Source organism: Kitasatospora sp. NPDC030952 (assembly GCF_055571335.1).
Genome location: NZ_JBVIFM010000025.1, coordinates 122,822 through 136,381, shown reverse-complemented (window position 1 = coordinate 136,381; position 13,560 = coordinate 122,822). Strand labels below are relative to the sequence as shown.

Below are 13,560 nucleotides of genomic sequence, written 5' to 3'. Positions count from 1 at the left end.
GTGGATGCCGTGGTGTTGCCAGGTGCGGGCGAGGGCGACGGTGATGGCGAAGATGGCGGGTTGGACGATGTCGGTGCGGTTGAGGTCGGGGGCGTGGGGTTCGGCGCGTAGGACGTCGAGGAGGGACCAGCCGGTGTGGGGGGTGAGGGCGTCGGCGCAGGCGTGGAGGTGTTCGGCGAAGACGGGTGAGGTGTCCAGCAACGCGAGGCCCATGCCGGGCCATTGGGTGCCGTGGCCGGGGAACACGAACACCGTCTTCCCCGGAACCCCGGTGGTCCGGCCGGTCACCGCCAGGGGCGCCGCGTCCTCTCCGGCCACCGCCGCGAGGCCGTCGAGGAGTTCCTCGCGGTCGGAGCCGAGGACGACGGCGCGGTGCTCGAACGACGAGCGCGTGGTCAGCAGCGACCAGCCGACCTCGACGGGGTCGAGCCGCCGCTCCTCGACGGCGGTCCGCAGGGCGGCGGCCTGCGCGCGCAGCGCGTTCCGGTCCCGCGCCGACAGCACCCATGGCACGACCCGCCCGCCGGCGGCGGCTGCCCCGGCTGCGGGCTCCGCCTCCGGTGCCGGGTCCCCGACCGGCTCCCCGGCGGCCCGGGGCGGTTCGGTGACCACCACATGGCAGTTGGTACCGCCCATGCCGAACGAGTTGACCCCCGCGACCAGCGGCGCGTCCGGCCGCGGCCACGGCCCCGGCGCCGTGCGCACCTCGATGTTGAGCGCGACCGGGTCGATCATCGGGTTGGGCGTCTCGTAGTTCAGGCTGGCCGGGAGCCGGCGGTGCCGCACGCTGAGCGCGGTCTTGATCAGGCCGACGATCCCCGCCGCGCCCTCCAGGTGGCCGACGTTGGTCTTGGCGGAGCCGACCTGCAGCGGCCCGTCCGTGCGGGCGGTGGCGAGCGCGGCGCTCACCGAGGCGGCCTCGACGGGGTCGCCCACCTTGGTGCCGGTGCCGTGGAGTTCCACGTACTGGACGGAGCCGGGGGCGAGGCCGGCCCGGTCGTGGGCCAGGCGCATGACGTCCCGCTGGGCTTCGGCGCTGGGCACGGTCAGGCCGTCCGTCGCCCCGTCGTTGTTCATCGCGGAGCCGCGGATCACGCAGTAGATCCGGTCGCCGTCGGCCACCGCCCGGGCGAGCGGCTTGAGGACGACGAAGCCGCCGCCCTCGCCCCGGACGTAGCCGTTGGCGCGGGCGTCGAAGGTGTAGCAGCGGCCGTCCGGCGAGAGTCCGCCGAACCGTTCGGTCTCCACCGCGGTCGCCGTCGCGAGGTTGAGGTTGACGCCGCCGGCCATCGCCACGTCCGACTCGCCGGACAGCAGGCTCTCGCAGGCCAGGTGCACCGCGACCAGCGCCGAGGCCTGCGCGGCGTCCACGGTGAGGCTCGGGCCGCGCAGTCCGAGCGCGTAGGAGATCCGGTTGGCGATGATGCCGCGGCTGGTGCCGGTCAGCGAGTGCTGGTCGACGGCCTCGGGGCCGTGGTCGTGCAGCAGGGCGGCGTAGTCGTCGCCGATGGCCCCGACGAAGACGCCGACCGCCCGGCCGGCCAGGTCGGCGGGGACGGTCATCGCGTCTTCGAGGGATTCCCAGGCGAGTTCGAGCATGAGCCGCTGCTGCGGGTCCATGCTCGCGGCCTCGCGCGGCGAGATGCCGAAGAAGGCCGCGTCGAACCGGTCGACGCCGTCGAGGAACGCGCCGTGCCGGAGCCCGGCGGTCCGGCCGGCCCCGCCGGGCCAGCGGTCGGGCGGGGTCGCCGAGACGGCGCTCCGCCCGTCCGTGAGCAGCTGCCAGAACGCGGCCGGGTCCGGTGCCTGCGGCAGGCGGCAGGACAGCCCGACGATGGCGATCGCGGCGCCCTGTTCGGGGAGGGCTCCCCCGGGGACGGTGAAGTCGTCGGGCATGGGTCCTGGCCGCCTTCCTCGCACAGCTGAAGATCGTCGGGTGACATGGGGAAACCGAGCGGCCAGGTCATTTCCTCGCCGCTCGGGGAAACGCGGGAACCGCGCGGCTCAGTCCTCCATGGAAATGGTCGCCTCGCAGATCGTGGTGTGTTCGTCGGGCCGTTCGACGAACTTGAACGTCCGCGTTCCCGTCTTTCCGGCGTAGCGTCCGCTGACGCCGATCGCGGGGAAACTGTTGACGCGGAACTCGGTCCCGTTCGGGTCCTCCTGGGCGACCGGGCCGGTCCAGCTGATGACCCCGTCGGCGAGCGTCTCGGTGGCGGTCATCAGCTGCATCAGGCCGCCGTCCGCGGGGTTCCCGTAGACCACCGCCATGCCCTCCGACGTGGACACGAGCTTGCCGTCCGCGTCGTAGAGCTCCTCGGTGAACGTCAGGTGGTGCCCGACGCCGGGCCGGGTCTCACGGTGCACCGTGGTGTGGCAGACCTCGTGGAGATTCTCCAGATACATGGAATTCCGTTCTCCGTTCCGGACGGTGGCGGTGGACCGGCACTTCCGGGCCCGTCAGGAAATCATGGTCAACAGGCCTTAAACGGTCCTAAGACCGACCGGCAAATGGTGAGCGGCGTCGCGACGCCGGGGCACGCACCTCGCCGCGTTGTCGTCGGTCGCCAATGCGCTGCATTGGGCTCCCTCCTCCGCCTTGCGATGCACGCACCCCAACGCCGCTCCTTCACCCACTCACCATTTGCCGGTCGGTCTAAGAGCGGAGCGCCCGCGGGGCGCGGGACGGGAATTCGGGGCGGTGCGGAGCCGTGCGCGAACGGTGAAAAGCCGCGGCGGACAGCACGGGCGCTTCGCGCGCCCGGTGTCCGCCGCGGCCGGGTGTTCCGCCGTCAGATCACATGGACTTCGGGCACGTACAGGATCCAGCGGCCGCCGGCCTGCTGGAACTCCTGCTCCTTGGCCATGATTTCCTCGGCGTGGTTCCAGGCGAACAGCAGCGCGTAGTCCGGGTAGGGGTCGCTGAAGGCCGCCGCCGGCCGGACCGGGATGTGCATGCCCGGCGTCAGGCGGTTCTGCTTGTCCGGCGTGGTGTCGCAGACGAACCGGACGAGATCGGGGCCGATCCCGCAGAAGTTCGTCACCGTGGCGCTCTTCGCGGTCGCGCCGTATCCGACCACGGTGCGGCCCTCCGCCCGCAACCGGGTCAGCAGCGCCTTCAGGTCGTCCCGGATCGCGGTGACGTTCGCCGCGAACGCCCGCAGGGTGGCGAGTTCGCCGAGCTGCTGCGCGGCCTCCTCGGCGAGCAGCCGGCCGACGGCCTCGGACGGGGTGCGTGCGCCCTGGCGGGCGAGCCAGTACCGCACCTCGCCGCCGTGCACGGGCAGCCGGTCGACGTCGACCAGTTCGAAGCCGAACCGCCGGGCGGCGGCCTGCACGGAGCCGGCCGAGAACACGAAGAAGTGCTCGTCGTAGATCTGGTCGAAGGACGTCTTGGCGACCACGTCGCCGAGGTACGGGTCCTCGAACACGAACACGCCGTCGGGCGAGAGCAGTGCGTCGACGCCGCGGAACACCGACTCCAGGTACGGGATGTGGCACATCGTGTTGGCGGCGTAGATGACGTCCGCCGGGCCCTCGGCGGCGTGCACGGCCGAGGCGGTGGCCTCCTCGAAGAAGTCGGTGCGCACCCGCACCCCCTTCGCCTGCGCCACCTTGGCGACGCCGGTGGAGGGTTCGAACCCGAGGTGGCGCACGCCGGCGTCCTGGACGGCCTTCAGCATGATGCCGTCGTTGCAGCCGATCTCCACCACGAACGGATCGGGCCCGGTCAGTTCGGTGTCGAGCAGGCGCTGCGCGAGGCCGGCGAAGTGCTCGCGCATGACGGAGGAGCCCGACGAGTGGTACGGGTACTCCTCGTGGAACATCAGGTCCCGGGGGACCTCCTCGGTCAGCTGGACCATGCGGCAGCCGCCGCACTGGCCGACGGCGAGCCGGTAGAAGAACTCGCCGTCCGTGCGGTCCGGTTCGAGGAACCGGTCGGACAGGGGTTGGCGGCCCAGGTCGAGGAACTCCGTCACCTCGCCGCCGCAGACGCGGCAGGCGACCGGTGCGGTCACATCGGCTGGATCGGTCATGATCGAACTCCTTCGTGGTGAGTCAGAGCTCCGTCAGTACCTCGCGCAGCGCGCTGATGACCTTGTCCTGGAGATCCGGGGGCAGTGACGGGTACATGGGCAGGGAGAAGACCTCGTCGGCGAGGCGTTCGGTGACCGGCAGCGAGCCCGGGGCGTAGCCGAGCTTGGCGAACCCGCTCATGGTGTGGACGGGCCACGGGTAGCTGATGTTCAGCTCGATGTCGTGCCGCTTGAGCCGGTCGATGATCTCGTCGCGGCGCGGGTGACGCGCGACGTAGACGTAGTAGACGTGTTCGTTGCCGGGGGCGACGGCGGGCAGGAGCAGGCCGCCCGGTCCGGTGAGGTCGCCCAGGCCCTCCTGGTAGCGGCGGGCGATCTCCCGGCGGCGCGAGAGGTAGGTGTCGAGCCGGGGCAGCTTGGTGCGCAGGATCTCGGCCTGGAGTTCGTCGAGCCGGCAGTTGTGCCCGGGGGTCCGGACGACGTAGTAGACCTTGTCCATGCCGTAGTAGCGCAGCTGACGCAGGTCCTTGGCGATGTCCGGGTCGTCGGTGAGGACGGCTCCGCCGTCGCCGTAGGCGCCGAGCACCTTCGTCGGGTAGAAGGAGAACGCGGCGACGTCGCTCATCGTCCCGGCGAGCCGGCCGTGCTGGCGGGCGCCGTGGGCCTGCGCGCAGTCCTCCAGGATCGCCAGCCCGTGCTCGGACGCCAGCCGCCGCAGCGGCTCCATGTCGACGCACTGGCCGTACAGGTGGACCGGCAACAGGACCTTGGTGCGCGGGGTGATCGCGGCGGCGACCTGCTCGGTGTCCATGAGGAAGTCCTCCTCGCGGACGTCGACGAAGACCGGGGTCGCGCCGGTGCCGTCGATGGCGAGCACGGTGGGCGCGGCGGTGTTCGAGACGGTGATCACCTCGTCGCCGGGGCCGACGCCGAGCGCCTGGAGCCCGAGCTTGACGGCGTTGGTCCCGTTGTCGACGCCGACGCAGTGCGCCAGTCCGTGGTACTGCGCGAACTCGGCCTCGAAGCCGTGCACGCTTCTGCCGAGGATCAGCTGTCCGGACTCCAGCACCGTCTCGACGGCCGCGAGCAGGTCCGCCTTCTCCTCCCGGTACTCCGGAAGGTAATCCCATACGCGAGTCGTCATGTTCCTCACCGTGACCTCGGGTCAGGATGCGGTGCATCCACGGATGTTCCGTCCTTGGTGGCGCGGGTCGCCCAGGTGCTCATGTAGTCGTTGTCCCGCTCGATGCCGAGCGTCTGGGTGCTCAGGAAGTCCACGGCGTCGGCGTAGGCGTACGGCTGCATGAACCCGCCGGCCCGCACGTCCCGGTAGAGCCGGGACAGCGGGTGGGCCGCGGTGAACGACGCGCCGCCGACCAGGGTGAGGCAGTCGTTCACGATTCCGGGGGCCAGTTGGTTGACGATCAGCTTGGCGCACTGGAACGGCTGCATCATCTGCCGGCCGCGCTCGGCGGAGTCCCCGGTCAGGTCCGCGCTGCGGGCGTCGGCCGTGGTGAGCGCGGTGGCGACGGTGGCGCGCAGCGCGTACAGGCGGGCGCTCAGCTCGGCGACCAGGGTGCGCGCGGCGGCGGGCGCCGGCTCGCTGCGGCGGGCGAGCGCTGCCACCGCCAGGTCGTAGGCGGACTGCGCGACGCCGACGTAGGCGCCCAGCATCCCGATCGAGCTGACCGTCTGCCCGGCGAGCACCGCGTCGTTGCGGGCGCCGACCAGGTCGCGGACGAAGACGTCCTCGGCCGGGATCGGACAGTCGTCGAAGACGATGTCGACGGTGCCGGAGGCCCGCATCCCCAGGCCGTCCCAGTTGTCCAGCACGCTGAACCCGGGGGTGTCGCGGGTGACGACCGGGGACACCAGCCGGGGCGCCTCGCCGGGCAGTTCGGTCTTCGCGTTGATGACGAAGTGGGTGCCGATCGGCCCCATGCTCACCAGGGTCTTGCGGCCGGACAGCCGCCAGCCGCCCGCACCGTCGGGAGTCAGCCGGGTGACCGCCGTGTGGTGGTCCTTGATGCCCGAGCACACGACGGCCTCGCCGGCGACCATCATCCGCAGCAGCCGTTCGGCGAGGGCGCGGGCCGCCGGGCCGCCGTGCCGCCACTCGTAGCCGAGGGTGATGCCCCGGCTGAACTGCATGTGCAGCGCGAGCGCGGTGGAGGCGTCGGCGTGGGCGACGTGCACGAGCGCGGTGGCGACGTCGTACAGCCGGTCCACCCCCAGACCGCCGAGTTCGGCCGGCACCGTCGCGCCCATCAGGCCGTCCTTGCGGAAGGCGTCGAAGGTCGCGGTGGGGAAGGCGCCGGTGCGGTCGTGTTCCGCCGCGGTGGCCCGGATCTGCGGCAGGTAGCCGGCGAGCCGCTCGACCAGGGCGCGGCCTTCGGGGGTCACCGGCTCGTGGAGCCCCGTTGGCGGGGTCTGGCGTGCCGTCGGTGTGGACATGGTGTGCTCCGTACTCTTTCCGTCGGCGGTCATCGGCGTTCGGTGCTCCCGGTCGTCGCTGCGTCGGGTGGTTCGGTGCTCCCGGTGGTCCGGTGTGCCCGGTGCGCGGTGCTTCCGGCCGGCCCCGGGCGTCGGCCGCGGCCGGCCGCTACTTCTTCAGCGGCTCCCACCAGGACCGGTTGTCGCGGTACCAGCGGACCGTGTCGGACAGCCCCGACTCCAGGCCGATGCGCGGCCGGTACCCCAGTTCGGTGCGGATCTTCGTCCAGTCGACCGAGTAGCGCCGGTCGTGTCCCGGACGGTCGGCGACCTGCCGGACGGCGGACCAGTCCGCGCCCAGCTCCGCCAGCAGCCGGACGGTCAGGTCGCGGTTGGAGAGCTCGGTGCCGCCGCCGACGTTGTAGACCTCGCCGGGCCGGCCGCCCTCCACCACGAGCTGGACCGCGCGGCAGTGGTCGTCGACGTGCAGCCAGTCCCGGATGTTCCCGCCGTCGCCGTACAGCGGGACGGGCAGGCCGTCCAGCAGGTTGGTGACGAACAGCGGGACGACCTTCTCCGGGAACTGGTACGGGCCGTAGTTGTTCGAGCACCGGGTCACGGAGACCGACAGCCCGTGGGTGCGGTGGTAGGCGCGGGCGAGCAGGTCGGCGCTCGCCTTGGAGGCCGAGTAGGGCGAGTTGGGCTCCAGCGGCTGGTCCTCCGTCCAGGAGCCGGCCTCGATCGAGCCGTACACCTCGTCGGTGGACACCTGCACGACCCGTCCCACGCCCGCGTCCAGGCAGGCCTGGAGCAGAGTGTGGGTGCCCTGCACGTTGGTGTGCACGAAGTCGTCGGGGCGGCTGATCGAGCGGTCCACGTGGGACTCCGCCGCGAAGTGCACGACGACGTCCGTGCCCGGCAGCAGTTCGGCGAGCAGCTCCGGGTCGCAGATGTCGCCGACCACCAGCTCGAACCGGCGGTCGGCCGAGACCGGCGCCAGGTTCTCGGTGTTCCCGGCGTAGGTCAGCTTGTCCAGGACGGTGACCCGGGCGTCGGCGAACGCCGGGTAGGCGCCGGTGAGCAGTTGCCGCACGTAGTGCGACCCGATGAACCCGGCACCCCCGGTGACCACCACGCGTTGGTTCGACGACATGTCCCAGTACCCGTCTCAGTCGGTCTTGCCCGATATCGCCATGACGTACCGGCCGTAGCCGGACTTCTGGTGCTTGCTGCCCAGCGCGTAGCAGGTGTCCGCGTCGATGTACCCGAGGTTGAGCGCGATCTCCTCCAGGCAGCCGAGCCGTACGCCGCGCTGCTCCTCGGCCCGGACGAAGGCGGCCGCGTCGAGCAGTCCGTCGTACGTGCCCGCGTCCAGCCACCTGGTGCCGCTGCCCAGCGAGTGGATGCGGGCGCGGCCCTGGGCGAGGTAGGCGCGGTTGACGTCGGTGATCTCCAGTTCGCCGCGGGCCGACGGGGTGATGTCGCGCACCACGTCGACGACGTCGCCGGAGTATACGTACAGGCCCGTCACGATCTCGGAGCTGCGCGGCCGGGCCGGCTTCTCCTCCAGGCCGATCAGGCGTCCCGCGGCGTCCTTCTCGGCGACGCCGTAGGGGCGCGGATCGGGCACGGTGTGGCCGAACAGGGTGCAGCCGTCGACCTCGGCCAGGCTACGGGTGAGCAGGTCCGGCAGGTTCGGGCTGGAGAAGATGTTGTCGCCCAGGATGAGCGACACCGGTCCGGTGCCGACGAACTCGGCGCCGATCCGGAGGGCGTCGGCGATTCCGGCGGGCTGCCACTGCTGGGCGTAGCTGATGTCCAGGCCGAGTTCCGCGCCGTCGCCGAGGACCTTCCGGAACATCGGGGCGTCGCTGGGGGTGGTGATGATGAGGAAGTCCCGTATCCCGCCCATCATCAGCGTGGCCAGCGGATAGTAGATCATGGGCTTGTCGTAGACCGGGAGCAATTGTTTGGAGAAGGCGACGGTCAGCGGATGGAGCCGAGAACCTGTTCCCCCGGCCAGAATTATTCCCTTCACGGGCGGCACCTCTGCTACCTGGGATCGGGCGTCGGAATACGTCGGGCGTCGGAATACTGGGTCCGCATACTGGGTCCGCATACTGGGGCCGAGCTCTTTCCGGTCGTTCACAGGCCGCTCGCGGGGCTGGGTTCCGCGGTCGGCCGCGGCCGCCGGGCGGTGCCCAGGTACCGCGAACCCGGCCGCTCCACGAGCACGTACAGCAGCCGCGCCGCGACCAGGGCGATCACGAAGGTCAGCACGATCCAGCCGATCCCCTCCAGCGGGGAGAGGACCTTCCGGAAGCCGAGTTCCTGGCGGGCGCGGACGAGTACCAGCACGTGCAGCAGGTACAGGGCGAAGGACGTCTCCCCGAGCCAGAGCATCGGCCGGCTGGACAGGAACGAGCGCCCCCCGTTCGCCTCGTGGAACGCCACCGCGGGGATGAACAGCGCCATCGGGACGAGCAGCACCGCGTTCAGCGAGTAGTGGTACGGCGTGTAGCCCGCGGCGATGTAGCCGGCCACGAGCAGCGCCAGCGCGGGGAGCCGCCCGAGGCGGATCCAGCGGCCCTCCAGCACGATCCGCGCCATCAGGATGCCCAGCACGAAGTCCAGCAGCCGGACCGGCGGGAAGGTGAAGACGAACCAGTACTGGACGATCGGGTCGTGGAGCCCCGTGTTGCCCAGGGCCAGCTGGAACCTCGGTTCGGTGGGCAGCAGTTCCGCCACCAGGGGCACGCACAGCACCAGGACCACGATCCCGCCCGCCGCCCACCAGAGCCGCTCGGCGGGGATCCGCCGGATCGCCTTCAGCAGGAACGGGAACAGCAGGTAGAACAGCACCTCGCAGGAGAGCGACCAGGTCACGTAGTTGAAGCTGAGGAAGGTGTCCATCCTCGGCACCCACGCGTGCAGCAGCGTCACGTTGAACACCGCGGGCACCACCGCCGCGCTGACGGAGGCGTAGAGCACCACCGACAGCACGAACGCCACGAGGTGGTTGGGGAAGATCTTGAACATCCGCCGCCGCCAGAACTGCCGTACGGCGTCGTACTTGCGCGCCGACCAGGTCAGGATGAAGCCGCTCAGCACGAAGAAGAACGTGACACCCAGCGACCCGAGGTGCTCGGTGATCCGGGCGAACGGGTCGGACCCGGGCGTGGAGGTGCGGAACACGCTCATGGATGCCGCGTGGAAGAGGAACACGCCCAGGGCGCCGAGGAACCGCAGCCCGGTCATGGAGTCCAGTCTTCGCACCCTGGTCTCGTCAACTGCCATGTGTACGCTCCTGTCTCGGGATTCACAGTCGTGATTCACGTCGTGCACATGGCCGGTCGCGGCCGCTCGGGTGTTGTCCTGTTCACGGTCGCCGGGTCCGCTAAAGCCGGTCTTGTCCCCGGCTAGGGCGTGTCACGGGACCGGCCCGGGGCGTCCCCGGCCGGCCCGGACCGTGCCCCGCGGGTCAGCGGCGGGCCTCGACCGACTTGATGACCTCGCGCGCGACCAGGTCGACCTCCTCGTCGAGCAGGTCCTGGTGCGCGGGCAGCAGCAGGGCGGTGTCCGACACGGTGTCGGTGACCGGCAACACGGTCTGCGTGGCGCCGTACCGCTGGACCCGGTGCAGCGGGTAGTAGCGCCAGGAGGTGTAGATGTCGTGGGCGAGCAGGTCCTCGCTGACCCCGTCGCGGATCTCCTGGGAGTCGAACCGCAGCCAGTAGAAGTAGTGGGTCGACTCGTGGCCCTCCGGCACGGCGCACGGGGTGCGGACCCCCGGCACGCCGGCCAGCGCCCGGTCGTACCGCTGGGCGATGGTGCGCCGCCGCTCGACGAAACCGCCGAGCCTGCGCAGCTGCACCATGCCCATCGCGGCGGTCATGTCGTTGCCGACCAGACGCCGCCCGATGTCCTCCACCTCGAAACTCCACCACAGGTGCTTGGACTTGGTGGCGGTGGTGAACGAGCTGCGGTCCTCCAGGCCGTGGTAGGCCAGCCGGCGCGCCCGGCGGGCGCCCTCCGGGTCCCGGACGTACAGCATGCCGCCGTCGCCGGTGGTGATGACCTTGCGGGCGTCGAAACTCCAGATGCCGTAGTCCCCGAAGGTGCCGCACCGGCGGCCGTGCGCGCTGGAGGCGACCGACACGGCCGCGTCCTCGATGAGCGCGACGCCGCGCTCCGCGCAGAGCGCGGCGATCTTCTCCACCTCACCGGGGTAGCCGCCGTAGTGCAGGACGATCACGGCCTTGGTCCGCGGGGTGAGCACGGCGAGGACGTCCTCGACCCGAGGGTTGAGGGTTTCCTCGTCGATGTCGCAGAACACCGGACGGGCGCCGGCCTCGACCACGCAGTTGGCGTTCGCGATGAAGCCGTTCGACGGCAGCACGACCTCGTCGCCCGGCCCGACGCCGAGCAGGTCCATGGTGAGGAACAGCCCGGAGGTCGCCGAGTTGAGGAACAGCACGTTGTCGGCCGACACTCCGAGGTGCTGGGCGAACAGCTCCTCGAACTCCTCGGTCCGCGGCCCGTACCCGAGCCACTTGCTGTCGAACACGGCGCTGATCGCGGCGAGTTCCTCCGCCCCGATACTTGGCTGGGTCACATTTATCATTACGCGTCTCCGGATCGAGGGGTACGGTGGTCGGCGGCGGCTCGGATGATGTGCCGACAACCACCGGGCGGCGCACATGGATAGGCCGAGTTTCGGACGTCCGGCTAAAGGTGTCCTAAACCTCGGCCGAACCCTCCGGTTTTAGGGGTGCTTCAGTCGGCCGGGATATCCGTTGGGAGATCACGAAGTTCCCGGCCGGGCGAGCGCCCGGTCGTCCAGCGCACCCCGGAGGTAGCATGGCCGAGAGCGTCGGCGCGGTCGACAATGCGGTTTTCGACGAGCGCCTTGCCAATTTCCAGAACTGGCAGGAAACCCCGTGGGGGCAGCTGCGCTATTCGGTGGTGGCCGCCAACCTGGCCCGCCACCTGGGCGACGGACCGCTGCGCGTGCTGGACGTCGCGGGCGGCAACGGCAAGGAGGGCGTCCGGCTCGCGCTGGCCGGCCACCGGGTGACGATCTTCGACGTGGCGCCGGTCTCCCTCGACGGGGCGCGCAAGCTGGCCGAGGAGCGCGGGGTGTCCGACCGCGTCGACGTCCGCGAGGGCGACGCGCATGATGTCCCGAAGCTCTTCGCGGGCCAGGAGTTCGACCTCGTGCTCTGCCACAACCTGCTGCAGTACGTGTCGGACCGGGCCGAGGTCTTCCGGGGCATCACGACCCTGCTCAAGCCGGGCGGCCTGCTCTCCGTGGTCTGCCCCAACACCTACGCGGTGCCGCTGGAGGCCGCGGTGCGCGAGCTCGACCTCGAAGCGGCCCTGCGCGCCGTCGACGCCCGGACCAAGCCGAACGTCGTGTACGGCAAGGACATCGACGTCCTGACCGCCGACGAGATCGCCGGCCTGTACCGCGAGTCCGGCCTCGACGTCGTCGGCACGCACGGCGTGATGAACGTCTGCAACCTCATCGCGGACAACGACATCAAGCACGACCCGCGGTTCTTCGCCCGGCTGGAGGAGCTGGAGATCGCCCTGGCGGGCCGGCAGCCCTACCCGTCCACCGCGCGCATGTTCCACCTCATCGGGCGTCGTCCGAGTTGATGGCCTCCGGCACCTGCGAAGGGATCCTGTCATGCGGGTTCTGATCACCGCGGCCACCTTCCGGTCGCACCTCTATCCGTTGGTCCCGCTGGCGTGGGCGCTGCGCGCGGCGGGACACGACGTGCGGATCGCCGTCCAGCCGTCACTGGTGGGCGACGTCACCGCCGCCGGCCTGCCGGCCGTCGAGGTCGGCAGCGGCCCGGACTTCATGAGCGAGCTCAAGAAGTCCATCGACTCGGGCGGCGGCACCCCGCCGGGCACCGCGCCGAGCATCGAGAAGATCGTCGTGCCGCACATCCGGATCGCCGAGGCGGTGGTGGCCGACCTGCTCCCGTTCGCCCGGAACTGGAAGCCGGACCTGGTGGTGGCGGACCCGGCCGCGTTCGCCGCGCCCGCCATCGCCAAGGCCGCCGGGGTCCCGCTGGTCCTGCACACCTGGGGGCCGATGCCCCACCAGCTGTGGGCCGACCTCACCTCCGAGCGCGCGGTGCGCGAGAACTGGCCCAAGGACCTGGTGGCGTTCCTCGACACCTGGAACGTCGAACTCGGCCCGGACTACGCGGACCTCGTGGTGGACCCCTGCCCGGAGGAGCTGCTCGCGATCCGGATGGCCAAGCGCCAGGAGGCGCGGTACGTGCCGTACAACGGCGCCGCCGTCACCCCGGCCTGGCTGGACGAGCCGAAGCGGCGGCCGCGGGTCTGCATCACCTGGGGCACCACCAGCGAGTTCATGGGCCCGGAGGTGCTGCGCCCGCCGCTGCTGGCGATCGAGGCGCTGGCCGGCCTCGACGTCGAGATCGTGGCGGCGCTCGGCAAGGCCGGCCGGGAGCTGCTCGGCGACGGGAGCGAGCAGGTCCGGGTGGTCGACTGGATGCCGCTGTCGATGCTGATGCCGACCTGCGACGCCCTGATCAGCCAGGGCGGCCCCGGGACGGTCCTGGCCGCCCTCGTCAACGGTGTGCCCCAGCTGGTCGTTCCGCAGATCAGTGCCCAGCCGCTCGGCGCCGAGCTGCTCACCAAGAGCGGGGCGGGCCTGACGCTCAGGCCCGACGAGCTCACCGCCGAGTCCGTCGTCGAGACCGTCACCGAACTGCTCGACGGGGGCTCGGTGGGGCCCGCCGCCCGGGTGCTCGCCGAGCGGAACGCCGCCCGGCCCGACCCGACGCAGCTGGTCGCCACGCTCGGCGCCCTGGCGGCCGGTCGGTAGCGGTCGGTCGGTAGCGGTCGGTCGGGCAGGGGCGGCTGGGCCGGGCGGCGCTCAGCCGTCCGTGCCCGGCCTGTTCGGCCCGTGCCCGGCCCCCTGTTCTACGCCTGCGGGCCGGGGGGGGGGAGGGGAGGGGGGTTCCGGCCGCCTGGTGGGGAGTCTTCGGGGCTATGGTGGTCGACGCGGGAGCAGATACTCCAAAGGGGAAGAGAGAAAAAAACCCCC

At 71.2% G+C, this 13,560-nt stretch carries 11 protein-coding genes; 2 read left to right on the top strand and 9 right to left on the bottom strand.

Going from position 1 to position 13,560, the window contains the following annotated elements; genetic code table 11:
• The 9 genes from ACZ47G_RS32910 to ACZ47G_RS32870 all read right to left on the bottom strand — a co-directional run.
• Nucleotides 1-1,896 (bottom strand): type I polyketide synthase (locus ACZ47G_RS32910; protein WP_465749033.1); only part of this gene is annotated, 1,896 nt, incomplete at its 3' end.
• 108 nt (nucleotides 1,897-2,004) lie between these two features.
• Nucleotides 2,005-2,406, bottom strand: coding sequence for an allene oxide cyclase barrel-like domain-containing protein (locus ACZ47G_RS32905; protein WP_465749031.1), 402 nt, complete (start codon nucleotides 2,404-2,406; stop codon nucleotides 2,005-2,007).
• A 386-nt stretch (nucleotides 2,407-2,792) separates the two neighbouring features.
• Nucleotides 2,793-4,037 carry a methyltransferase domain-containing protein gene (locus ACZ47G_RS32900; RefSeq protein ID WP_380454586.1) on the bottom strand — a complete coding sequence of 415 codons (1,245 nt, stop codon included), beginning with the start codon at nucleotides 4,035-4,037 and terminating at the stop codon, nucleotides 2,793-2,795.
• A 22-nt stretch (nucleotides 4,038-4,059) separates the two neighbouring features.
• Nucleotides 4,060-5,181, bottom strand: coding sequence for a DegT/DnrJ/EryC1/StrS family aminotransferase (locus ACZ47G_RS32895; RefSeq protein ID WP_465749029.1), 1,122 nt, complete (start codon nucleotides 5,179-5,181; stop codon nucleotides 4,060-4,062).
• A 5-nt stretch (nucleotides 5,182-5,186) separates the two neighbouring features.
• The gene (locus ACZ47G_RS32890) at nucleotides 5,187-6,491 is read right to left on the bottom strand and encodes an acyl-CoA dehydrogenase family protein (RefSeq protein ID WP_465749027.1); all 1,305 of its coding nucleotides are present in this window, start codon (nucleotides 6,489-6,491) and stop codon (nucleotides 5,187-5,189) included.
• A gap of 148 nt (nucleotides 6,492-6,639) precedes the next feature.
• Entirely contained in the window at nucleotides 6,640-7,623 is a 984-nt protein-coding gene (rfbB, locus tag ACZ47G_RS32885; RefSeq protein WP_465749025.1) for a dTDP-glucose 4,6-dehydratase, read from the bottom strand.
• Nucleotides 7,624-7,638: 15 nt separating this feature from the next.
• The gene (gene rfbA / locus ACZ47G_RS32880) at nucleotides 7,639-8,508 is read right to left on the bottom strand and encodes a glucose-1-phosphate thymidylyltransferase RfbA (protein WP_465749024.1); all 870 of its coding nucleotides are present in this window, start codon (nucleotides 8,506-8,508) and stop codon (nucleotides 7,639-7,641) included.
• A gap of 107 nt (nucleotides 8,509-8,615) precedes the next feature.
• Entirely contained in the window at nucleotides 8,616-9,767 is a 1,152-nt protein-coding gene (locus tag ACZ47G_RS32875; RefSeq protein ID WP_465749023.1) for an acyltransferase family protein, read from the bottom strand.
• Between the two features lie 184 nt (nucleotides 9,768-9,951).
• Nucleotides 9,952-11,094 carry a DegT/DnrJ/EryC1/StrS family aminotransferase gene (locus tag ACZ47G_RS32870; RefSeq protein WP_465749021.1) on the bottom strand — a complete coding sequence of 381 codons (1,143 nt, stop codon included), beginning with the start codon at nucleotides 11,092-11,094 and terminating at the stop codon, nucleotides 9,952-9,954.
• Between the two features lie 236 nt (nucleotides 11,095-11,330).
• Between ACZ47G_RS32870 and ACZ47G_RS32865 the strand changes: the two genes are divergently transcribed.
• Nucleotides 11,331-12,131, top strand: coding sequence for a class I SAM-dependent methyltransferase (locus ACZ47G_RS32865; RefSeq protein ID WP_380454599.1), 801 nt, complete (start codon nucleotides 11,331-11,333; stop codon nucleotides 12,129-12,131).
• A gap of 31 nt (nucleotides 12,132-12,162) precedes the next feature.
• Entirely contained in the window at nucleotides 12,163-13,338 is a 1,176-nt protein-coding gene (locus ACZ47G_RS32860; RefSeq protein ID WP_465749018.1) for a nucleotide disphospho-sugar-binding domain-containing protein, read from the top strand.
• The last annotated feature ends 222 nt before the right edge of the window (nucleotides 13,339-13,560 follow it).